Here is a 22363-nt window from a genome sequence, read left to right as displayed (position 1 = left end):
CGGTCCTTTCCGAGAATGCTTCTCTTGCCTAGGGCTTCCATCCACAGGAGGGTCAAGAGAGATCAGTATGGTGATTACATTGCAGCTCTGCGGGGTGGCGCTGTCCGGCCCCGTTCCTGTCGGGCGAGCACGATCAACGCCAGCCCGACCAACACCATCGGCATGGAGAGCAACTGGCCCATCGTCAAACCCCACTCACCAAAATGGAGCGCATGGCCAATCGGGTTGTCCGCCGTCACAAACTGTTGGTCCGGTTGCCGGAACATCTCGACGAAATTCCGGGCAAGACCATAGCCGGTCAGAAACACGCCAGCCAAGGCACCGGGCATTTTCAGCCAGCCCCGGCCCCAAGCGAGATAAATGAGCAGTATTCCAAGAATGAGCCCCTCCAATACCGCCTCGTACAGCTGGGACGGGTGTCGGGCGCAGAGGCCGCTAACCCCTGGGCAGGCCTGCGCGACTTCGCCGGGAAAGATCACCGCCCAGGGAACGTCCGTTGGACGCCCCCACAACTCATTGTTGGTGAAGTTCGCCAGCCTTCCAAGAAACAAGCCTGGTGGTGTTGCCAAAGCCAGCAAGTCGCCAGTGCTGAGCAATGACGCGTTCTGTCTAAGGCAGAACAGCAAGGCCGCGATGACAACTCCCGCGAACCCCCCGTGGAAAGACATGCCGCCTTGCCAGACCATCAGAATTTCCAAGGGATTGGCGAGATAATATGCGGGCTGGTAGAACAGTACAAAGCCCAGGCGACCACCAGCAATCACGCCGATGATGATCCACGTCAGAAGATCTTCGATCTGCGTCCGGTCAAGCGGCGGTCCAACTGATGTCCAGAGCGCGGGACGGCTTATCGCACTCAAACAAATGCGCCAGCCAATCAGGATACCGAAGATATAGGCTAGCGCGTACCAGCGGAGTGCGAATGTGACCCCCCCGATGTCGAAGGAGATGAGGTCGGTTCCAATATCCGGAAATGGCAATCCCGCTGGCAGCACTGGGTGAGTTCCTCATCAGGAATTTACGTGGGGATTAGATGGCATTGATCGAGCACCGCTAAAGGCGCTCGATCTGCGACAGGGCATCCAACGCCCATCCCGCCATCACGCGGCGTCGAGGGCGTCCCGGAGTAGATCGCGGACTTCGCCGGCGACCGCGTCCAGGTCTTGGTTCTGCACCGCCTGCATCGAAGCGACAGGATCGACCGCGCTGACCTCGGTGTCGCCGTCCACTTGCCGCAGGATGACATTGCAGGGAAGCATCGCACCGATGCGAGGCTCGATCTCGATGGCTTTGTGCGCCATGCCCGGATTACAGGCCCCGAGAATGCGGTAAGGCGGCATGTCCGCATCAAGTTTCTTTTTCATCGTCGCTTTGACGTCAATCTCAGTCAGAACGCCGAAGCCCTTGTCTGCCAAAGCATCCCGAACACGCATCTCTGCGTCATCGATATTGGTGTCTTTCAGGACGCGATCATAGGTATAGGCCATGGGAATTTTCCTTTCCGTGTCTCTATTTTTTGGCATAACGAGGCTAAACGGTTCAGGTCGCGGTTCGGTTCAATGTCCCGGCCGAGAACGGTTTTGGCGTTTTGAGGACGGGTGCCGGAAAAAACCGGCACCCGTTGGCTCAGTTGTCCTGCATCATGGAGCCGTTGCCCATGCCCTGACCGTTGCCCGGCCGCGCAGGCGCATCTGCCATGTTCGACCGCATCATCTGCATCCGCTCCATCCTATCGGCCGGAGCGGCCATCTCTTCCGGCGTCACCGCGCCGTCGCCATCGGCATCGAGGTGTTGAAAACGATCCACCATCATTTCGCGGATCATCGCGCTGTGGAGAGCTTCAAACTCGGTAATCGAGAGGTTTCCATCCCCGTCGCTGTCAAACTCGGAAAGCTTGGCCTGCAGCTGCGTGCGCATTTCTTCCGGCGTCGTTGTGCCGTCTCCATCGGTGTCGAACATTTGCATCATGCCGCCAGCCATGCCTGCGCCCATCATACCACTGCCCATGCCTGCGCCCATCATGTTTCCGTGCATGCGCTGCATCATGTCCATCATTCCGCCCATGTTCCCCATCATGCCCGGACCACCGTTCTGCATCATGCCTGCCCCACTTTGGGCACCAGGTTGACCACTGTGCCCATGGTTGGCATCCGCCAAGGCGACGCCACCAAAGGCGGTTGCAGCCAGAGTCATTGCAGCGAGTAGAGTATTGCGTTTCATGTCGATCACCTCGTGTCAGTGTTACGATAGCCACCATATGGGATGCACCTGCAGATGCGGAATGCCACGCGAGCCGGTGTTTTGTATCGCGAGGTCACAAAGGCGGGGTCTGTTACAAATTGCGACAAATCAATTCGGGGCGAACGCTCCTCTTAATCTGAGACTTGCGATATCCAGAGAAAAACCTGTCGAGGAGTCGCGTACCAACCGACACCGAACCCGTGTTTCGGTGGACGTGAAATCCGGAAGAGTTGGTGTCGAGAGTGGTAGAGGACCTGAATATCCCGAAAATTCAATTATTCAGCCCATGGCAGGAGGCTGCAGGGTGCTCTTTTTGAACCGCATTTTCTCAGTTCTAACCTTGGTAATTTTGGCGGGGTGCGGCGCAGGAAACGACATGCGCCCTGATGCTTCAGCCGAAGTCATCAGTAGTGCATCCTACCGTCACGACGGACCGGCTGCGCTGACGCTGTACACCATGATCAGCAACAGATCCGGGGCGGGTGCGCATAGCAGCGTCATGATCAATGGGTCGCAGCGCGTTATCTTCGATCCGGCAGGAACGGTCCGGCTGAGCGCGGTACCGGAACGGGGAGATGTGCTTTATGGCATTACTCCACAAGTGGCCGATTTTTACGCACGGGCTCATGCACGGGAGACCTACCACGTCGTCATGCAAGAGATCGATGTGTCCCCCGAAGTCGCGGAGCAGGCCTTGCGGCTTGCAATTGCCAGCGGCCCAGCCGCTTCCGGTTTTTGTAGTGCCAGTACCTCCGCGGTACTCAGACAATTACCAGGATTTGAATCCATCGGACGCACATTTTTTCCAAAGCGCCTGATGGCGGATTTTGGCAAGTTGCCGGGCGTGCGAACCACAAAGCTGTTCGAGAACGATGAGGACGATAAATCCGTAGCGATCGCACAGTTCGAAAGTTCACTTGCGACACAGCCGTGAGTGTTCGTCCAACAATTCATTGGAAGATGTCCCTGCACGACGCAGTCCTCGGCGTGTGAGCCAAAGATGCAATAGGTTAGCTTCGAGCGGTAACGCTGTCTTCGGCCGAGTAAAGGAACGCCGTCGATCCGACAGCGACATTCGGATAGAGATCATTGATGTGGGCCATCACCATGCGCACGCATCCCGAACTGGCCCGGCCGCCAATGCTGCGAGGGCTCGGCGTTCCGTGAATTCGAAGGTACGTATCCCGATCTCCGACGAATAGATACAAAGCCCTGCTGCCCAAGGCATTGTTGGGGCCGGGCTCCATACCGTCGGCAAACCGCTCGTAAGCCTCCGGATCGCGTTCGATCATTGACTGCGTTGGCGTCCAGTGCGGCCATTCGACCTTTCGGCGGATCGTATAGGTGCCGGGTTCATAGAGATCGCCCTTGGCAATCGCCACCCCGTATCGCATCGCGGTGCCACCTTCCTCGATATGGTACAGATAGCGCGCGATCGCATCGACGTGAATGTCACCCGGGCGCAAACCGTCATTCGCCAAAACGCGTTGCGGCAGCAGCCTGGGATGCAGCCCCCATGGGTTGGTTGTTGCCGGGTCATAGTTGGCGGGCGTGATCTGCGCATCCCAAGCTGCTTTTTCGGCTGTTGACGGCCAGGTCTTAGCGAATGCTGGCGAACTCAGAGAAGCTGAAAACAGCGAGCCGGAAAGTGCAAGGAAGTGTCGTCTTGTAACCATGAAGCGAAGCCCTTTGTTTGTTTTCGATGAATGCGGGACGATTCAAGAAACGTCCGCGACCCCATGCCACCGAACCTTTTGATGTCTTGCGATCGCGACCAACCAGAGGCAAGCAAGGACACCGCTTAGGATCGCGTTCCAACTCGCCATGGACAACGTCAGAAATTCCCAGACAACCTCACTGCACAGAACAAGATTGGACGCATTTGAACTGGCAGAGGGCAGCAATTCCGATACCGACATTTGGGAAACATCGAGGCCGGATCCCGTGCAAGAAGTCGGTCCCTCCCACCAGCCGCGCTCGACACCGGTATGAAACACTCCCAACGCGGATGTGCTGAGTGCCGACAGGGCACCGATTATCAGGATTGGCAGGATCGGCAGAGCAAAGAGCAACATAGCGCCCATTCCAATGGCGATTGCGTGTGGGTAGCGTTGCCAGATGCACATTGCGCACGGCGCGTAGCCAAGAGCCTGGAAAACGAGGGCCCCAAGCAGCAAGGCAGCTGATCCTGCCGCCGCAAGCATACCCAGAGATTTTGGTGTCAGGGTCAATGAACGCTCCCATTGGCAGTCGATGGACCTGTTTCTCGCTTGTCAGGTTACGTAGACGGCGAAAGGCCTGTTATCATTCAGAGATTTGTAACAGTATGTATCCGGCTCGACCCTCAGCCGACTCTGATCCACGTTGCCATACCGTCGGCTTGGTGGCTCAACATGTGGCAATGCAGCATCCACGATCCCGGATTGTCCAGGACGACGAGAATATCCCGCGTCCCGCCGATATCCAGATAGGTCGAGTCCCGGTATGGACCGGCTTTCCCCGCCGCATCGAGTTCCCAGAAATGGTGGCCATGCAGATGCATGACGTGTGGAAACCCGGTTTCGTTGCGGATCGAAATGCGCGCGGTCGTCTCCTGCGCGACGGATAGGAAAGGGGTTCGAGGCAGGCCCGATACGTCATTGAGCGCCCACGTCCCTGTGCCGTTGTGGGACGCGCTTCCCGCACCTCCCTGAAGCACCAGCTCCGCGGTTTGGCCGGGGTCTTGCGGGGCGGGCATTCGGTTGGCGGGCAACGCGGTGATGGGCGCTTTCGCAGGCTCACGAGAGCCGGAAACAGCGATTTCGCCAAGGCTCAACGTCCGCTCTCCAAAGCTGTCGTCAAATCTAATAGGCCCGGTCGCATCACCAATCACATCGCATCTTTGCCCCGGAGCTAGGAGGATGGGTTCGAGTGTCTGTGGCTGCGCCAGGGGCATACCATCCAGTGCAACGATCTTGCCTGCCAGACCGTCCAGCCCGACACGGTAAACCCTGTCGATAGAGGGATTTATCAGGCGCAAGCGCAGGCGGTCGCCTTGTCTCACATTCTTGCTGGTTCCATTGGAAACAAGCGCCGTGACCGTATTGCCGATACGGCCCTCGGTCGCGAAATGAGCCGGGTTGAACCCTTCGTCGTACTGTCCGGACTGATCCAACAAGACATCGAAGAACTGAACAACGATGTCATGGTCGACAGCCGGCGCATTTTGCTCCTCGACGATGAAGGCGCCGAAAAGACCGCGGCTGACCTGATCGTAAGACAGGTAATGCGAGTGATACCAATACGTGCCGGCATCCGGGACGCCGAATTGATAACGATACGAGTCGCCCGGAATGACCACATCCTGAGTGAGGACGTTGACACCATCCATCCGATTTGGAACCCGCAACCCATGCCAGTGAACGAGAGCGCCCTCCTCCAATCGGTTATCGAGGGTAATGCGGGCGGTTTGTCCTTGTCGCATTCTGACTTCTGGGCCCGGCAGACCACCGTTGAAGCCCAACATCGACACGTCGTACCCAGCAAGGTGCGCCTTGATCGATTGGGGCGCGAGGATCAACTCGTGTGTCGCTGCTGGCAAGCGGGTACCAGTCAGCGCAACGGTCATCCCGCCAAGGAAAGACCTCCGGCTCAAAGACAATTCCGTCACCTCATGAATGATAGACTGGCTTTCGCCAACTGCCGCACTTGTGCCATTTCCGGAAGAGGAACTTCAAGGCGACAGAACACTCCTCACGCCGTTGTCACTTTGGGATACAGGAAGACGCGGGCGCCGATTTCAACGCGTTCGTACAGATCCTTCACATGTTCATTCGTCAACCGCGCGCATCCATTCGACACGGCAGACCCAATTGTCTCCGGGGCGTTCGTTCCATGAATGCGAAGATAGGTATCGCGTCCCTCGGCATCGTAGAGATAGAGCGCGCGGGCCCCGAGCGGGTTGTTTGGCCCGCCTTTCAGTCCATCCTTGTACTTTGCGTATTTGCGTGGCTCGCGCCGGATCATGGCGTTCGTTGGCCGCCACCATGGCCATTTGGCCTTGCGCGCTACCGTGAACTCTCCGGGTTCGTACAAACCTTTGCGCCCTACCCCGACCCCGTAGCGGATCGCCATCCCGTCCTCGAGCATGAAATAAAGGAAAAAATCGTCGGGAACGACGTGGACATCGCCTTTAACCCAGTCACCACGACGGGTGTTTACCAATTGTGGTTCGAACCGTTCGGGCAATTTGACTTTGTGGGCCCAGGCAGTTGTGGGCAGAAAGCAACCCATCGCTCCGGCACAAATCAATTCTCGTCTCGTGAAATTCTGCATGGCGCGATCTCCTCGGACCCATGAAAATTCAGTGCGCGTCAGGGGCAAAGAAAAGAAGCCGTGAACCGGGGCAAACGACGCGCCTTTGTTGCCTTGAAACTACGAAAATTCGTGCTTTTGGAACTCTCCAGCGCTGGAATGTTGTTGTTTTACAGAGAACTGCAAGGAGGTGACTGGAAATGCACTACTCACGATTCTTTATGATGATCGGAACATCGACCGTGGTCATGTTCGTTCTGATGTACCTGAACACCTATCTTTGGGGCCATATCTTCTTTTCGGAGACACGCCTTTACATGGCCATCCTGATGGGGGCGACCATGGCCGTGATCATGTTGGCGTACATGTTGTCCATGTATCAGAACACCAAAGCCAACGTCGCGATTTTCGTTGGCGCAATAGTCCTTTTCGCGGCGAGCCTCTGGCTGGTACGCGGGCAATTCACGGTGCAGGACAGGTCCTACATGCGCGCCATGATCCCGCACCATTCGATCGCCATCATGACGTCGACTCGTGCCGAGATCACCGACCCGCGCGTCCGGGGGCTCGCAGACGACATTATCTATGCGCAGGACAAGGAAATCGCCGAAATGCGCTACCTTATTGCTGACATTGGAGCAAACGGCGAAGCATCGGCCACGCGAAGCGAAACGCCGACGCAGGTTGTGGATGCGCAACAGGCGCTTCAAACGGAGGTCGTGTCGAAGGTCGATCCTGAGTTTCTGACGGAAGACGAAATCGCTGCGGTGTTCCCGAATGGCGGAAATTGCCGCTTTGCTTACACCTCGGACAGTCCGGCTGTACTGGTGACTGGTGAAACCGGCGAAGGGTCTGCCGCCGCAATGAAGATCAGCGGTGATCTGGTGCGCCTGAATGCGCAGGGCGAAAATGCATTTTCTGAAGGCCCGCTGTCGGCCCGCATCGCAGAGACAGATGGTGACCTGACCGATCTGATCGTCAGCGCGGGAACCGACTACGAAGCCGGGTTCCGTGGTCAATTTACGTGCAGCGGATAAGGAGGAAAGGACATGCCCCGCGACACAGACAACAAATCCGCGCAACTCTATCGTATGGTCATGCCGGGCCATCTCTGCCCGTTCGGTCTGAAATCGAAAGACCTGCTGGAACGGCAGGGCTTCGAGGTGGAAGACCATCCGCTTGAGAGCCGCGAAAACACCGATGCCTTCATGAAGAAGCATGGCGTCGAGACGACGCCGCAGACCTTCATCGGCGGCGAACGGATCGGCGGCTACGATGATCTCAGGGTGTTTTTCGACATTGACCCGCCCAAGGAAGAGCAAAGCGACACGACCTACCAGCCGGTCATCGCGATCTTTTCCGTCGCCGCGCTATTGGCACTGGGCCTGTCTTGGCACCAGTACGGGTCGGTCTTTACCTTGCGCGGGTTCGAATGGTTCATTTCGCTGTCCATGACCATTCTCGCGATCCAGAAATTGCAGGATGTCGAAGGGTTTTCGACGATGTTCCTCAACTACGATCTGCTGGCGCGCAAATGGGTGCGTTACGGCAAGGTCTACCCGTTCGGCGAAGCGTGGGCAGGTATCCTGATGACTGCCGGTGCGCTGCTGTGGCTCTCGGCGCCAGTCGCCTTGTTCATCGGCACGGTCGGCGCTGTCAGCGTGTTCAAGGCTGTCTACATTGAAAAACGAGAGTTGAAATGCGCCTGCGTCGGCGGGGACAGTTCCGTGCCGCTGGGATTCATCTCGCTGACCGAAAACCTGATGATGATCTTCATGGGTATCTGGATGCCGGTCCGCGCAATCTGGTTCTGAAACGCGCCGAACTGGCCCCGTTTATTCGGACAATTGTACAGGTGAGAGATCTGCGAGGATCGGGCAATCCGGACGATGATCCCCGGCACATTTCTCCACAAGATCGGTAAGCGTCGTTCTCATGGATTGCAGCTTCTCTATCTTCTCCTCAATCTGGCGAAGATGCTCTTCTGCCACCGCCTTCACCTGCATGCTTTCGCGGTTTTCATCCTCGTAGAGCGACAGGAGCGTCCTGCAATCTTCGATGGTGAACCCCAAGGCCCGTGCGCGACCCAGAAACGCCAGCTTGTGAACGTGGTTCTCGGTGAACGCGCGATAGCCGTTCTCGCTACGGTTCGGGCGGATCAGCCCGATGTCCTCGTAGTAGCGGATTGTTTTTGGGGGCACACCCGATTGTCGGGCAACGTCTCCGATGTTCATGTCGGACCTCCGTTATTCTGCTGGAGCAGGAGTGGCGGCTGCCATCTCTGCCGGGATTGCGCGCTGCTCGTCCATCGCCGGCGCGATGCCTCGCAGGCGAAGGGCATTGGTCAGAACGAACACCGAGGACAAAGCCATCGCGCCCGCCGCAAGGATTGGTGACAGGAGCAGCCCAAAGGCGGGATAAAGCACCCCGGCGGCGACCGGAATCAGCGCGACATTGTAGGCAAAGGCCCAGAACAGGTTCTGCCGGATGTTGCGCATGGTCCGGCGGGACACCTCGAAGGCATTCACCACGCCGCGCAAATCGCCGGACATCAGGACGACATCCGCGGACTCGATGGCCACATCGGTGCCGGTGCCAATGGCGATACCCACATCGGCATGCGCCAGCGCCGGGGCGTCATTGATCCCGTCGCCGACAAAGGCGATGCGCTTGCCGCCCTTACGCAACGTATCGAGCGCCGCGACCTTGCCGTCTGGCAGAACGCCCGCGACGACGTGATCAATGCCGGTTTCGCGGGCGATGGCTTCGGCGGTTTCGCGTTTGTCCCCTGTGATCATCGCAACCGCAAGACCCTTTTCGTGCAGCGCTGCGATGGCCGCGCGGCTTGCCGGTTTGACCGGGTCGGCAACGCCGATCACGGCGGCGACACGTCCATCTATGGCAGCGTAAAGCGCCGTGCGACCCTTGCTTGCGATCTTCGTTTCCTCTGGAGCCAATGCCGAGACGTCAATGCCTTCGCGCGCCATGTAGCGGTCGGCCCCAACCAAAACCTCCACGTCTTCGACCACGGCGCGCACGCCGTAACCTGTGACCGATTGAAAGCCTTCGGCCCCCACAAGAGGTGCGCCCTCGGCCCGCGCGGCCCGCACGATGGCGTCCGCGACAGGATGCTCGGAGAGCGACTCCACGGCAGCGATCTTCGAGAGCGTTGTTGGACGATCGAACCCTTCCGCCAGCACAAGGTCAGTCAGTGCGGGTCGCCCCTCGGTCACCGTGCCTGTTTTGTCGAGGGCGATCACATCAACGGAATCAAGTTGCTGCAAGGCGTCGCCTTTACGGAACAGGACGCCCATTTCGGCAGCACGTCCCGTCCCGACCATGATCGAGGTCGGCGTCGCAAGTCCCATCGCGCAGGGACACGCGATGATGAGCACCGACACACCGGCGACAAGCGCCATTGTCAGGGCCGGATCAGGCCCGAAAACCAACCAGACCAGCACGGTCGCCGCCGCGATCGCCATGACGGCAGGCACGAACCAAAGCGTGATCCGGTCGACCAATCCCTGGATCGGCAGCTTGGCGCCCTGGGCCTCTTCGACCATGCGAATGATCTGCGCCAGGGTCGTGTCGGCGCCGACCCGGGTGGCGCGGAATTGCAGACTTCCGGCGCCGTTGACCGTCCCGCCGGTCACCGGATCTCCGGCACCCTTTTCAGCGGGGATCGGCTCGCCTGTCAGCATGCTTTCGTCGACGCGGCTGTTGCCTTCGATGACCTCGCCATCGACCGCGATGCGTTCGCCGGGGCGCACGACGACGACGTCACCCTGAACCAGCGCATCGATCTCGATCTCGATGCTTTCACCGTCCCGCATCACCCGTGCCGTTCGCGCCTGCAGGCCCAGCAGCTTCTGGATGGCCGCGCCTGTTCTCCCCTTAGCGCGCGCTTCAAGAAAACGCCCCAGCAAGATGAGGACGACGATGACCGCTGCCGCCTCGAAGTAGACAGAGCGCAGCGTGTCAGGCAGGGCCGATGGTACGAATGTCGCAACTACGGAATAGAGGTAAGCCGCCCCGGTGCCGACCGCGACGAGGCTGTTCATGTCAGGCGCACCCCGGAATAGGGCCGGGAAACCCTTGGCGTAAAAAGTTCGGCCCGGGCCGAAGAGAACGATTGTCGTGAGAACGAATTGAAGAAGCCAACTCGTCTGCTGACCAATCGCAGTCTCGACCAGCATATGAACGGCCGGAATGACGTGGCCACCCATCTCGATCAAAAAGACCGGCAAGGCGAGGATGGCCGCAAAGGTGACCCGTTTGGCAAGCGCCTGAGCCTCTTCCTCCTTGCGCGCAACTCTGTCGTCACCGGCCTGGGCCGTTGCCACGGTTGCTGGATACCCTGCCGCGCCGCTTGCTTCGATCAGATCGGATGTCGTGACAAGACCTTCGACGTAAACGACCGTCGCCGTCTCTGAGGCGAGGTTGACGTTCACCTCGACCACCCCGGGCACCGCGGCAAGCGCCTTATCGACCCGCCCGACGCAAGAGGCACAGGACATCGCTGCAATCGTGAGTTCGGCCCTGGCCTTCCGCGCGGGGTAGCCCAGCTCGCGAAGGGATTCGATGATGTCGGGAATGCGCTTGAGCGCGTCCACGTTCATGCGAGCAGTTTCCGAGGCAAGGTTCACCGACACATCCTCTACGCCGTCGATTGCATTCAATGCGCGATCGACCCTGCCAACGCAGGACGCGCATGACATGCCTTCGATCGGCAGGCTGATCTGTTTGGGTTCGGGCATATGTGTCACCTGTTTTTCCATTCGAAGTGGAATATGAGGCTTCCAGTTACTGGAGGGTCAATGGGAGGGCGCCAAATAAATTTCTTCACTTGACCTTCCAGCGGGGGGAAGCCCCATGTCACCGATAGAAATCAGATCAAGGAGTGGTTCCGATGAAGTTCAGCGTTCCGGACATGAGCTGTGGGCATTGCACCGCAGCAATCGAAAGCGCGGTGAAGAGCGCAGATCCGAATGCAGGCGTAGAATGTGACCTTTCTGCCCGACAGGTGCATGTCGACAGCGTGTTACCAGCCGATCAGGTCCAAGCGATCATTCGGGATGCGGGCTACAACGTGGAACCTGCGGCCGCTTGATGCAGTGCCTGGACCACCCAAGGGTGGTCCGGGCACAGAATTTCAGTCTTCGACTTTGCGGGCTTCCTCGACCAAGTCGGCAAGCTGCGCCTTTTCGACGAAGCCCGGGACCAGCGCATCCCCGATCACGAAAGACGGCGTGCCGTTAAAGCCCAGAGCTTGGGTCAGTTGCATGGAGGTCGCAATGTGCTCTTCGACCTCGGGGGCCTCCATGTCCTTGCGCAACTGCGCGATATCCAGGCCGATCTCCTCGGCCACGCGCAGCACGGAGGCCTCTTCCGCGCGGCCTTCCAGCCCCATCATTGCCCAGTGAAACTCTTCGTATTTGTCCTGCTTGCGCGCTGCCAAGGCCGCTTTCGCGGCAAACACCGATCCGTCTCCGAGAATGGGCCATTCACGATAGACGAGGCGAATGTTGGGATCGTCTTCGATCAAAGCCCGCACCTCGGGTTTGACCCGCCGACAATAGGGACAGTTGTAGTCGAAAAATTCCACAACAGTGACGTCCCCTTCCAGGTTGCCGAGAACCGGCGCATTCGGATCGTTCTCGATCAGATCGCGCTGGTCATTCAGAACTTGGGCCTGACTGAGCTCCTGCGCTTGCGCCTGCCTTTGTTCGAGGATCGCCACGGCCTCCATGACAATCTCCGGGTTCTCGCGGATTGCCTCGAGCACAAGTTCCTTGACCCGGGACTCTGACAGTTCGTCCGCGAGTGCCGGTATCGGAAGCAAGGCAGCTATCGCGACCGTCGTGAAGGCTTGTCTGAAACGCATTTTAGTTCTCTCCCCGTTGTTCGTCGGCTTCTGTCCGCGCGGCCTGGACTTCGCGGATGCGGTCTGGCCAGGTGGACCGGATGAAGGCCAGGATGTTGTGAATTCGCTGGTCGGTCAGCACGTCTGCGAAACCGGGCATGCCACTGTCGAATTCGACGCCCTGACGCGCCAGAAGCGTTGCACCCCCCAGTTTTGTGTAATCGAAGAGCAGGCTGTCAGGATGATGCCAGGTGTGACCCGTCTCATCATGTGGTGGTGCTGGCAGGCGCCCATCCGCGCCGGGCGTTCGCCATTCCGGCTGGCCTTCAAGACCCGCGCCATGACAAGACGCACAGTTTTCTGCGTAGAGCAACGCGCCTTCTTCGATGTCGTAGCTCTCCGCCCTGGACGCGCTGCCGACATCCGAGGATGCACTGGTCGAGAGCCAATACGTGAAGGCGGCTGCTGCGACAGTGATCGGAAGGGACCAAACGAGATATCTCATGTGACCCGTATCCAGGTTGTCATGCCAGATGCGGCGTGGCTGAGCATGTGGCAATGGAACAGCCACTTGCCGGGATTGTCTGCCGTAAAGGCGATCTCCCGGGACTCGTTGCCGGCCAACAGGATCGTGTCCCGCATCGGCCCGAACGCGCCGTCGGGGCGCAGCTCGCGGAAATGCATCCCGTGCAGGTGCATCGCATGTGGGAAAACGGTCTGGTTCTCGATCTTCAGGCGCACCGGCTCGTTCAGGGATAGATCGGCCAGTGGCGTGTCGGTCATTTCGGCGACATCATTCAGGGCCCAGAATTTGCCCGCTTGGGCAAGCTGACGGAATCCAAGACGTTCCCCGCCAAGCAATGCGGACTGCATTCGCCCCATTGCCCCGCCGGACATGACCAGTCGCAAATCACGCGCATCGGCAAGGTCCGGGGCGTGTGCCGCGGGGTTCGGCGGCAACGGCAGTGGCTTGCCTCTTGGTACTGAACTGGCTGTGCCGTTGACCAGAAAACTCACCAACGGGGTCAGTTGATCATCATCGCCGATGCGAAGCAATTGGGCGGTGCCGCCTTCGTCTTCGGTCACATCCACAATTAAGTCGACGCGCTGTGCCGGGCCGAGGATCAACTCGCCGTCAACCGACTGGGGTTGGCCGGTTGGCATTCCATCCACGGCCACCGTCCAGCCACTGAATCCAGAGAGCCTCAGCGGGAAAATTCGAGCGCTTGCTGCGTTGATGATCCGCAAGCGAATGCGCTCGTTGCGCTGCGCGGGCAAGGTCAGGTCATAGCGCCCGTTGGTCGTGATAAAGTTGCCGGTACGTCCACCGTGGCTCATCATCATGGGCTGTTCGAAATTGTCGAACAGCTGCCCGCTCTCAGGGTCGAGCAACCAGTCCTCCAGAACGATGACTTCCTCGCGGTCGATGTCCGGTCCATCGACCTCTTCGACGATCAAGGCACCGCGCAGACCACGCGCGACTTGCTCGTATGAGCGATTATGCGCGTGATACCAATAGGTGCCCGCGTCCGGTACGACGAAGTCGTAGTCAAAGGTTCCACCCGGCGCTACGGCCTCTTGGGTCAGCCCTGAAACGCCATCCATCGCGTTGTCGATCCGGATTCCGTGCCAGTGAACCGAACTGGGATCGGGTACCTCGTTGCGAAACCTGCGACGCACCCGATCGCCTTGTGTGACCCTGATTTCCGGGGCCGGTACGAGGCCGTCATAGCCCCAGATCTCTGTTTCCGGGTAGGTGTCCGGAAGAAGCTGTCGACGTGCAACCTTGGCAATCAGGTCCTCGAACGGGGTCGCGGCAAAAGCCGACTGCGGGATGGCCGCCGCGCAGGCCGCCAGTGTTGCATGGCGCAAGAAATCCCGACGTGTTTGTCTCATTTCGATCCTCGAGAAAGCGGGGGCGTGTTGCCCCCGCGTGGTGTTAGTTCGACGCGGGGTTCTCCGCCTCGACCGTGTCCTTGTTCAGCAGGAAAAGCGCCATCGCTTCGCGATCGGCAGGTGTCAGAAACCGAGTTCCCTCGCGAACCACTTCCGCCATGCTGCCGCCGAAAGCATCGCCCGAAGGGGTGATGCCGGTCTGGAGCGCATAAGCGAGGTTTGAAACCGTCCAGTCATTTTTGACCAGGTCTTTTGGCCGTATCGCGGGGGCCTTGCTGCCACCGGGAAGCTGGGCGTTGCCTGCAAAGGAAGCACCGATATCGCGGCCTCCCGCAAGATTGCGCGGCGTATGGCAGGCTCCGCAATGTGCCGCACCGCGCACCAATTCCCGTCCTCGATTCCATGCGTCGCTTCGCCCTTCAACCGGTTCGGTATCCGGATCGTAGAAGAACGCCGCTCGCCAGAGCTTCAGCCCCCATCGTTGGTCGAATGGGAAGCTGACATCATTTTCTGGTGCAGGCTCGTCCACGGGCTGCACGGTTTGAAACGCCGCCCAGAGGTCAGCGATATCCTGGTCAGAAAAATCCGCATAGAACGTATATGGGAAAGACGGATAGTAGGGCGTTCCATCGGGGCCGATACCCTGCCGCACGGCTTTTGCGAACTGTTCTGCCGTCCATTCGCCCATGCCATGTTCGGGGTCTGTCGTCAGGTTGGGCGGGTAGAACGTTCCGAACGGGGTTTCGAGCGGCGCCCCTCCGGCAAGTGGTGCGCCGCCCGCTTCAAAATTGGTATGACAGGCAATGCACCCACTGGCGCGCGCCAGATATGCGCCCCGGTCGACATTGCCCTCTATTGCAATCGGAGTCACTGCACTGCCGACAGGCCATGCAATCACGACGCCGAGGCTGGCCGCGCCCAGCACGGCGGCCCCGCTGACGAGTGTCAAGAACCGGCGCATGGTTAGTCTTCTTCCGCCCGGAAGCGTTCATGGCATGCGGAACAGACCTGTGTCGTCATCGCGAATGCCGCGTCGGCGGGCATTTCGGCAATGGCGGCAGCATCCATCATGCCGCCGCTGCCCATCATCGTGCTCCCGCCCATCATGGTTGTATCGCTTCCCATCATGGATCCGCCGCCCATCATCGAGGCGCCATCCGTGGAGGTATTGCCGCCCATGCCGCCTAGCCCATTGTCGGCTGCGCGTTTCAGGCCTTCAGAGTATTCTTCCAGCTGATTTGCCAGTGCTGCGAAGCGGTCCCAATCGGTCCACACTTCGTCTTTGGCTTCCGAGGGCATGCCACCTGTGCCCTCTGGGAACAGCTTTGTCATGCTCTCACCGGCGTGCTGCTGGAACAGGCGCGCTGCATCGCCCACTATTTTTGCGTCATAGGCCGTTTCGCCCCGCATCATCGGGGCTACGGTTTTGACTGCCTTTCCCATGGCGGCCATGGCATCCATGCGTTCCTTTACGATGCCCGTGGCACCGCTATGCGCAAATGCCGCGACCGCGGTTCCTGCAATCAACACTGCCGCTGCGATAGTCGTCTTTTTCATGTCTTCGATCCTTTAATGGGTCTGCTCTAAGAGGGGTGTGAAATCAGACCCACTTCCGTGGGGGTGGAGGATCGCTGTCGGGGCGCAATTCGGTTCGTTGGGTCGCGCCGTCTTGCATGACGGCGTTCATAAAATGAGGCTCGTAAACCACCGTTGCTGGGAACAACAACGCTGCCGGAACAGAACAGTCGAGTCCCGGATGACAGTGACCAGAGGTCTCGCTCGTAGATGGCCCCACATTTTCATGACTGTGTGATTCTTGCGCCAAAGACGCTCTATCATGGAACGCTGGTGCCTCAGGGACACCGAGAACCACAAGGAACCGGCCAAAAACGATCGACAGGATCCATCTGTTTGTCTTCGACCAACGCATCAGTCAATCCCGTTGGCCCGCTGTAGTTCGCGGACATAGGCGGCAACCATCTTGACGTCTCCCTGGGTCAATCCCTCGATCCGTGGCATGTTACCGAAATTCCAGTGATGCGCACGCACGCCATTTTGAGCGGCCAAAACAAAGGCCATGTCCGAATGGTGGCTTGGTTCGTAGATCTTGTGCACAAGAGGCGGCGCAACACCGTTTTGACCGGCAGCATTTTCACCGTGACACTCAGAACACTTTGCCTCGAATATGCTCTTTCCAAGCGCCGCCTGTTGCGAGAGATGAGAAGGCAGCTGGACCTGAACGATCGCGCCGCCTTCAGCGATCTCACTTGTGTCAGGCGGCGTCATGGAGTGGCCAATCGCTGTATCTTCCGCTCCAACGAACTGCCAAACGGCAAAACCCCCGCCGATAACAAAAACGGCACCAATCAGCGCAGTCAATTTGTCCATGCCAGTATCTACCGCCTTGCCAGTTGGGTCAGATGAGTTTGACTTGAGTGCCGACAGGCGCTCGCTCGTAGACTTCCTCGATCTGTTCGTTGAACAAACCGATGCAGCCGTTTGACGACCGACGGCCGATCTTGCGCGTATCCTGTGTCCCGTGAATACGGTAGTACTGCCACGACAGGTACAGTGCACGGGTGCCCAAGGGGTTGTCCGGATCACCCCCCTCGACACGAGCCGGCCATTCCGGATTGCGTTCCCGCATGGAGGGCGTTGGCGCCCAACTGGGGTTTTTGCGTTTTTCCACCACTTCGGTGTAACCGCGTTTGGTGAGTTCGTCGGTCAGCGGAACGGAAGTTGGGTAGATCCGCATCTCGCCATCTGATGTCCAATGCTGGAGCGCCATTGTCACGGTGTCTGAGATGATGATCCCATTCCCGAGTGCGTCGAAGTGATCTTGCCAGTCATGAACTCGGAAAGAAGAAATGTTGCGGCGAATGGTTTCGGCTCGAACCACGCTTGGTGCAACCAAAGCGACAGCCGCATACCCCAATAGACTTCGTCGATTGATCTTGTTGGTTCGCGATGTCGTCATGACACACTCCTAGCCTCCGTTTGTACATGTCTTTTACGGGAGACCCGGCATCAGGCAACCTGACAAGGCCGCGAGAAGTGTATCCATTTGTATCCTTGACCTTACCCTGCTGGAGGGCCGCAAATGACGCGGGGAACGAGACAAAGAGGGTGTCATGAACCACCAAAACCACAGAAAAAAGCCGATCACGGACAGGCTCATGCATTACGGTATGATGGCGTGTTGCGTCGTCATGCTGCTGCCCGTTGCGGGGTTTTTTCTTGCCGGCGGCACATTGGCGGGCATGTGGGGCAATGCAGCGGCTTTCGCCCCGCTCCTGCTGTGCGTTGGGGCGCATCTTGCGATGCACAAATTCATGGGGAAATCGTGCCATTCCGACAAGGCAAAGGATACTATCGAGGAAACGACCGAGCCCATGACCTCCGCCATTCCAGTCGTGGTCCGCGACAGGCCGTGATGTGCGCGGGAAGGTACGCGTAGGCGCGTTGCTGTTGTCGGGTTTCTTGCTTGGGGGATGTGCAGGAAGTCTTGAAGACTGCCCGGATCGCGGCGCTATCGTTTCCACGAAGCAAGCGTCAGACCTTCTGCCGGATGGGTGTCGGTATCTTTCAACTTCTGCGACTGGCGTCGCGCGAGTTGACTGCGCGGATGGTCGTCAGGGTTTTGCCGTAGGTGTCCGTTGAGGCGATCTCAGCCGTCTTGGCGAAATCCGCGTTAAAAATAAGGGAAGGAAGCAGGTATCTTGATCGATTGCCTTTTGATCCTGCGACGGGTTTTGCTTATTCCCTTCGTGCTCCTGGCCCTTGTCTCTGGAAGTGTCGCGGCAGCAACCTCTGCTGAATACCAGAGCGCGCCACTCACCGCGCATCTCATTAGTGCACAGGAAGGCGTTCCAGAGAACACACAGACTCTGTCGGCCGGGCTTCATATTCAACTGAACGAAAACTGGAAGACCTATTGGCGGTCGCCGGGAGAGGTGGGAATACCGCCTTCGGTTGAATGGACCGGTTCCGAAAACGTCGCAGATGTCGAATTCATGTGGCCCGCCCCGACACGCTTCACCGCCTTCGGCATCGAAAATTTTGGGTATGCGGGTGACGTCGTCTTTCCGCTGCGCGTGACGCTCGAAGATCCCGGCGCACCTGTGACTCTTTTCGCGCAGGTCGAACTACTGGTGTGCTCCAATGTCTGTGTCCCGGAAGAGTTTGACCTTTCACTTCGCCTCGGACGGGGCAACGTCATCGACAGCACTTCGGCTGGGCTGATCGGTACGTTTTCCGAGCGCGTCCCCGAAGGAGCCGAGACGAGCGGAGTCAGCGAGGCAAATGCCTTTATCGACGAAGACCTCACGGAGTTGATCGTCAGCCTTCGGGTCGATGAACCACTCCAGTCGCCGGATGTGTTTCCCGAACTGGGTATGGGTGTTACGCTTGGCAAACCCGATATCCGTTTGGGAGAAGAGGATCGTTTGCTTTGGGCGCGCTTGCCGATCCTCTCGTCGAATACGGATGTGACAGTGGCTCCGTCGATTACCGTCACCGATGGCGAGAACCGGGCCTTCTCCGTGATTGCGGATCGCGTGGCGCGACGTACGGCACCGCCCTTCGAACTGGCCACCAGGACACCGGACATGATGGAACTGATCTGGATTGCCGCGATCGCGCTGCTGGGCGGATTGATCCTGAATGTGATGCCCTGCGTGCTGCCGGTGCTGTCCATCAAGGTGTCGTCTGTGCTCAAACACACCGATCACGACACAACCCGTGTCCGGTTCGGTTTCGTCGCTGCCAGCGCCGGCATCATGACGTTCATGTGGGGTCTGGCGCTCGTCCTCTGGGCGCTCCAGACGGCAGGCCTCAGCGTCGGGTGGGGTTTGCAGTTTCAAAGCCCGCTGTTTCTTGCGGCGATGATCGCTGTCCTGCTCGTCTTTTCGGCAAATCTGTTCGGAGCGTTCGAGTTCGCCCTTCCACACGGCATGCAGACGCGGCTTGCAGGGGCCGGAGGACGCAACGGGTATTCCGCCGACTTTTTCACTGGCATGTTCGGTGCCGTCATGGCGACGCCTTGTTCGGCACCGTTCCTCGGCACCGCGGTGGCCTTTGCTTTGGCCGGGCGTGGCGTGGACATCCTCATCGTCTTTACGAGCCTCGGGCTCGGCCTCGCCCTGCCCTATCTCGTCATCGCCGCGTTCCCGCGTCTGGTCGCATTCATGCCCAAGCCTGGTCGATGGATGCTGATCATCAAAAGCGTCATGGGGGTTTTGTTGCTTGCAACCGCCGTGTGGCTGTTCTGGGTGCTCGACGGTGTCGCCGGGCTTGCGTCTGTCATCGCGGTCGCGGCGTTGTCCGGTCTCGCCGTTCTGATACTATCTCTCCCGAATGTGCAGTCCCAATTCAGGTGGTCTATTGCCATAGCCAGCCTTGTCCTGGCCATTGCCGCAGGTCCTCTCTTGCAGCAATCAGCACCTGCGCGTTCGACGCCGCAGTTGGCAATGGCTTGGATCGCATTTGATCGTTCGGAAATAGCGAAACGCGTGTCCGCAGGAGAGGTCGTTTTTGTCGATGTGACCGCTGACTGGTGTCTGACTTGCAAAGCGAACAAGACACTTGTCATCGATCGGGAGCCAGTCCGGAGCGCGCTTGAAGCGCCTGGAGTCACGGCGATGCAGGCAGATTGGACACGCCCGGACACGCGCATTTCCCGCTACCTTGAGAGTTTCGGCAGATACGGCATCCCCTTCAATGCCGTCTACGGACCATCGGCACCGAACGGCATTGTGCTGTCCGAATTGCTAGAAACCGAGGACGTGATGAACGCCTTGGCGCAAGCCAGTGGTCGGGATGTTTCCGCAAAGGTTGCCGGACAGGAGTGACCTGCTTGGCCGGGACACCGAGCAGTAGTCAGCCGCCGAGCCGCTCAAGCGCGGCACGGACCGCCGCACGCCGAGGATCACTGGCGGGCTGCTGCTCCAACAGCGCTTCAGCCTTGCGGTAGGCCTCAACGGCGCGATCGGGCTCCTGAAGGACGGTATAGGCATTTGCCAGCCGCATCCAACCATCCAGATCGTCCGGTTCATCCTCAAGACGCTCGGCCAGCCGCGAGACCATCGATCGGATGAACTCCGCGCGATCCGCGTCATTCATCTCCGACGCCGCCGCGACATCTGCGGCACTCGGGCCTGGTTGCGACGTCGGCCCGCTGGGTAGATTGACGACCGGAAGGTCAGCTGCCGCTGCAATCCGGTTGATCTGCGCTGCATAGGTCTCCATCCAAGGAACGTAAGCCTCTTCCTGATTCAGTCGTGAAACAAGCAGATCGTAGGCCTTACGCGTCTCTTCTTGCTGAAGGTAATACAGAGACTCGAAGTAGGTTGCCGCAGGATTGGATGGGTCAAGGTCCAAAGCGCGATCAATGGCCGATTTGGCCCTTGGAATGACAATGCCGTCATTGGCGACCGCGACGGCCTCGGCCAGCATGGAGAACGTGGCGGACGTGGCGTCTTCCCGTTCGGCGACGACTTCGAAGGCCTCAACGGCATCGGCCGCGCGTCCCATGCGCTGATAGGTCTGGCCCAACAGCATCCACCCTTCGCTAGGGCCGCCGGTCGGATCGGATACAAGCCTTTCGCGAAGTTGTTTTGCCAGCGCCGTCACTTCATCGGTCTGTGCGCGCTCCTCTGCACGGGCAGCGAAGGCCATTGAAGGCACCTCCGGCGATCCCATCGTCAGATAGTAGCCCGCGGCAATAACCGGCGCGAGAACCGCCGCGACAACGAGAGTGACTCTGCCACCACTACGGGACGATCCGGCTTTTTCTTCCGAATTGCGGGTCGTCGCGAGGATCCGTTTCTTGATTTCGAGTCTGGCTGCTTGAGCTTCATGTTCAGAAATCAAACCGCGGTCCATGTCTCGTTGGATTTCCCGCATCTGATCGGCGAGGATGGCCGGTACCGCATTTCCTCTGGTGAGAGTGTTCGATTTGGACAGCAGCAGCGGGTAGAGGACTATTCCGATCGCGACCAGCGTCAGAAGACCAAAAATACCCCAGATCATGACGCATCCCCCGCTTCGTTTTGTCTGAGAATTTCGGACACGGTGTTCTCATCCTCCGCGCCCAAATCTTCAAAAGCCTCTTGCTTTCGCCGACTCATCAGTACTCCACCACCAACGAAAACCCCGATGAGGACGAAAGCGATTGGCGCAAACCAAAGCGCGTAGGTCGCAGGCTCCAGAGGCGGTTTGAGTAGCACGTAATCCCCGTACCGCGCCCGGATGTAGGCGATCACCTCCGCGTCGCTGTCTCCGGTGACCAGTCGCTCGCGTACGAGCAGACGCAAGTCCCGCGCCACACCCGCGTTCGAGCTGTCGATGTCCTGATTTTGACAGACGACGCAGCGCAGATCCTTGGAAATCTCCCGCGCACGCTGTTCCAATACCGGGTCGGTCAGCATTTCGTCCGGTTCGACCGCATTGGCGGCAAAGGGAAGCACCCCGATGCAAAACGCGAAAATCAACTGTCTCATGATTCTGCTACATTCGGCAGCGCGCCTGCCTGCGTCAGGGCTTCGGTGAAACGTTCGACCGCGTCCGGACCGACAACCGGCCCGACATAGCGGAAGAGAACGGTGCCATCGCCATCGACGATGAAGGTTTCCGGCACGCCTGAAAGGCCCCATTCGATCCCTGTCCGGCCTGAAAGGTCGGACCCGATCCGCTCGTAAGGATTGCCGAGGTCATTGAGCCACTTCACGGCATCCTCCGGCTTGTCCTTGTAATTGATGCCAAACAGTCGAATGCCCTCGCGTTCCATAAATCTTGTCAACACGGCATGTTCCGCGCGGCAAGGCACGCACCAGGACGCAAAGACATTGACGACGACCGGTCGTTCGTTGCCGACAAGATCGCTTTGGGACAGGCCGGGTGTCTCCAACCCCGGCACGGGGTCTAGGCCGAACTCCGGGGCCGGCTGCGAGATGAGGACGGAGGGAATTTCGTTGGGATCCCGGTCGGGATTGAGACCCCAGAGAAAGAACCCCCCGAATATGACTGCTGCAAGAAGCGGCAGCCCGGAAATGAGACGCTTCATCTTCTCTC

At 59.0% G+C, this 22363-nt stretch carries 25 protein-coding genes; 6 read left to right on the top strand and 19 right to left on the bottom strand.

Annotated elements, in window-relative coordinates:
- Positions 1 to 74: 74 nt before the first annotated feature.
- The 3 genes from lgt to DU478_RS20315 all read right to left on the bottom strand — a co-directional run bounded on the left by lgt (position 75) and on the right by DU478_RS20315 (position 2220).
- Complete coding sequence (gene lgt / locus DU478_RS20325) at positions 75 to 995, bottom strand: prolipoprotein diacylglyceryl transferase (protein WP_114512696.1); 921 nt, start codon at positions 993 to 995, stop codon at positions 75 to 77.
- A gap of 105 nt (positions 996 to 1100) precedes the next feature.
- The gene (locus DU478_RS20320) at positions 1101 to 1487 is read right to left on the bottom strand and encodes a DUF302 domain-containing protein (RefSeq protein WP_050686143.1); all 387 of its coding nucleotides are present in this window, start codon (positions 1485 to 1487) and stop codon (positions 1101 to 1103) included.
- 139 nt (positions 1488 to 1626) lie between these two features.
- Positions 1627 to 2220: an EF-hand domain-containing protein gene (locus DU478_RS20315; RefSeq protein ID WP_223229252.1), complete on the bottom strand. Its 594-nt coding sequence runs from the start codon at positions 2218 to 2220 to the stop codon at positions 1627 to 1629.
- A gap of 397 nt (positions 2221 to 2617) precedes the next feature.
- On the opposite strand from DU478_RS20315, the gene DU478_RS20310 reads away from it, so the two are divergent.
- Complete coding sequence (locus tag DU478_RS20310; RefSeq protein WP_233501482.1) at positions 2618 to 3175, top strand: hypothetical protein; 558 nt, start codon at positions 2618 to 2620, stop codon at positions 3173 to 3175.
- Positions 3176 to 3251: 76 nt separating this feature from the next.
- Here the strand turns inward: DU478_RS20310 and DU478_RS20305 are convergent, their stop codons facing one another.
- From DU478_RS20305 to DU478_RS23595, 4 genes are all read right to left on the bottom strand, one after another.
- Entirely contained in the window at positions 3252 to 3917 is a 666-nt protein-coding gene (locus DU478_RS20305; protein ID WP_012187180.1) for a L,D-transpeptidase, read from the bottom strand.
- Between the two features lie 42 nt (positions 3918 to 3959).
- Positions 3960 to 4472: a disulfide bond formation protein B gene (locus DU478_RS20300; RefSeq protein WP_456119795.1), complete on the bottom strand. Its 513-nt coding sequence runs from the start codon at positions 4470 to 4472 to the stop codon at positions 3960 to 3962.
- Positions 4473 to 4585: 113 nt separating this feature from the next.
- Positions 4586 to 5848 (bottom strand): multicopper oxidase family protein, encoded by a 1263-nt coding sequence (locus DU478_RS20295; protein ID WP_114512694.1) that lies wholly within the window; start codon positions 5846 to 5848, stop codon positions 4586 to 4588.
- 125 nt (positions 5849 to 5973) lie between these two features.
- On the bottom strand, positions 5974 to 6555 hold the full coding sequence (locus tag DU478_RS23595) for a L,D-transpeptidase (protein ID WP_012187183.1): 582 nt from the start codon (positions 6553 to 6555) through the stop codon (positions 5974 to 5976).
- 179 nt (positions 6556 to 6734) lie between these two features.
- Here DU478_RS23595 and DU478_RS20285 point away from each other — a divergent pair, with 179 nt between their 5' ends.
- Positions 6735 to 7571 carry a DUF305 domain-containing protein gene (locus DU478_RS20285; protein ID WP_199488389.1) on the top strand — a complete coding sequence of 279 codons (837 nt, stop codon included), beginning with the start codon at positions 6735 to 6737 and terminating at the stop codon, positions 7569 to 7571.
- A 12-nt stretch (positions 7572 to 7583) separates the two neighbouring features.
- Entirely contained in the window at positions 7584 to 8348 is a 765-nt protein-coding gene (locus DU478_RS20280; protein WP_199488388.1) for a MauE/DoxX family redox-associated membrane protein, read from the top strand.
- Between the two features lie 21 nt (positions 8349 to 8369).
- Here the strand turns inward: DU478_RS20280 and cueR are convergent, their stop codons facing one another.
- Positions 8370 to 8768, bottom strand: a complete 399-nt coding sequence (gene cueR / locus DU478_RS20275) for a Cu(I)-responsive transcriptional regulator (protein ID WP_114512692.1) — start codon at positions 8766 to 8768, stop codon at positions 8370 to 8372.
- A 12-nt stretch (positions 8769 to 8780) separates the two neighbouring features.
- Positions 8781 to 11291 (bottom strand): heavy metal translocating P-type ATPase, encoded by a 2511-nt coding sequence (locus DU478_RS20270; protein WP_114512708.1) that lies wholly within the window; start codon positions 11289 to 11291, stop codon positions 8781 to 8783.
- A gap of 152 nt (positions 11292 to 11443) precedes the next feature.
- Here DU478_RS20270 and DU478_RS20265 point away from each other — a divergent pair, with 152 nt between their 5' ends.
- Complete coding sequence (locus DU478_RS20265) at positions 11444 to 11644, top strand: heavy-metal-associated domain-containing protein (RefSeq protein WP_007803412.1); 201 nt, start codon at positions 11444 to 11446, stop codon at positions 11642 to 11644.
- A gap of 42 nt (positions 11645 to 11686) precedes the next feature.
- Here the strand turns inward: DU478_RS20265 and DU478_RS20260 are convergent, their stop codons facing one another.
- From DU478_RS20260 to DU478_RS20230, 7 genes are all read right to left on the bottom strand, one after another.
- Complete coding sequence (locus DU478_RS20260) at positions 11687 to 12418, bottom strand: DsbA family protein (RefSeq protein ID WP_009807488.1); 732 nt, start codon at positions 12416 to 12418, stop codon at positions 11687 to 11689.
- 1 nt (position 12419) lies between these two features.
- Positions 12420 to 12902, bottom strand: a complete 483-nt coding sequence (locus DU478_RS20255; protein ID WP_114512691.1) for a c-type cytochrome — start codon at positions 12900 to 12902, stop codon at positions 12420 to 12422.
- On the bottom strand, positions 12899 to 14293 hold the full coding sequence (locus tag DU478_RS20250) for a multicopper oxidase family protein (protein ID WP_106165398.1): 1395 nt from the start codon (positions 14291 to 14293) through the stop codon (positions 12899 to 12901). Before DU478_RS20250 ends, DU478_RS20255 begins: the two co-directional genes overlap by 4 nt.
- A 43-nt stretch (positions 14294 to 14336) precedes the next feature.
- Positions 14337 to 15254 (bottom strand): c-type cytochrome, encoded by a 918-nt coding sequence (locus DU478_RS20245; RefSeq protein ID WP_114512690.1) that lies wholly within the window; start codon positions 15252 to 15254, stop codon positions 14337 to 14339.
- Between the two features lie 2 nt (positions 15255 to 15256).
- On the bottom strand, positions 15257 to 15850 hold the full coding sequence (locus DU478_RS20240) for a c-type cytochrome (protein WP_114512689.1): 594 nt from the start codon (positions 15848 to 15850) through the stop codon (positions 15257 to 15259).
- 372 nt (positions 15851 to 16222) lie between these two features.
- Complete coding sequence (locus DU478_RS20235) at positions 16223 to 16681, bottom strand: c-type cytochrome (protein ID WP_114512688.1); 459 nt, start codon at positions 16679 to 16681, stop codon at positions 16223 to 16225.
- 28 nt (positions 16682 to 16709) lie between these two features.
- Positions 16710 to 17270, bottom strand: a complete 561-nt coding sequence (locus tag DU478_RS20230; RefSeq protein WP_114512687.1) for a L,D-transpeptidase — start codon at positions 17268 to 17270, stop codon at positions 16710 to 16712.
- Positions 17271 to 17424: 154 nt separating this feature from the next.
- On the opposite strand from DU478_RS20230, the gene DU478_RS20225 reads away from it, so the two are divergent.
- Positions 17425 to 17727 (top strand): DUF2933 domain-containing protein, encoded by a 303-nt coding sequence (locus DU478_RS20225; RefSeq protein WP_114512686.1) that lies wholly within the window; start codon positions 17425 to 17427, stop codon positions 17725 to 17727.
- A 285-nt stretch (positions 17728 to 18012) separates the two neighbouring features.
- Positions 18013 to 20142, top strand: coding sequence for a protein-disulfide reductase DsbD family protein (locus tag DU478_RS20220; protein ID WP_114512685.1), 2130 nt, complete (start codon positions 18013 to 18015; stop codon positions 20140 to 20142).
- Between the two features lie 28 nt (positions 20143 to 20170).
- Here DU478_RS20220 and ccmI read toward each other — a convergent pair whose 3' ends face one another.
- The 3 genes from ccmI to DU478_RS20205 are packed head-to-tail and all read right to left on the bottom strand — an operon-like array spanning position 20171 to position 22355.
- Positions 20171 to 21322, bottom strand: a complete 1152-nt coding sequence (gene ccmI / locus DU478_RS20215) for a c-type cytochrome biogenesis protein CcmI (RefSeq protein WP_114512684.1) — start codon at positions 21320 to 21322, stop codon at positions 20171 to 20173.
- Positions 21319 to 21792, bottom strand: coding sequence for a cytochrome c-type biogenesis protein (locus DU478_RS20210; RefSeq protein ID WP_114512683.1), 474 nt, complete (start codon positions 21790 to 21792; stop codon positions 21319 to 21321). Before DU478_RS20210 ends, ccmI begins: the two co-directional genes overlap by 4 nt.
- Entirely contained in the window at positions 21789 to 22355 is a 567-nt protein-coding gene (locus DU478_RS20205; RefSeq protein ID WP_114512682.1) for a DsbE family thiol:disulfide interchange protein, read from the bottom strand. Before DU478_RS20205 ends, DU478_RS20210 begins: the two co-directional genes overlap by 4 nt.
- Positions 22356 to 22363 lie beyond the last annotated feature (8 nt).

Origin of the sequence: Thalassococcus profundi, assembly GCF_003344785.1 — a bacterium.
Classification (GTDB): domain Bacteria; phylum Pseudomonadota; class Alphaproteobacteria; order Rhodobacterales; family Rhodobacteraceae; genus Puniceibacterium; species Puniceibacterium profundi.
This window is presented reverse-complemented; position numbering and strand designations above follow the sequence as displayed.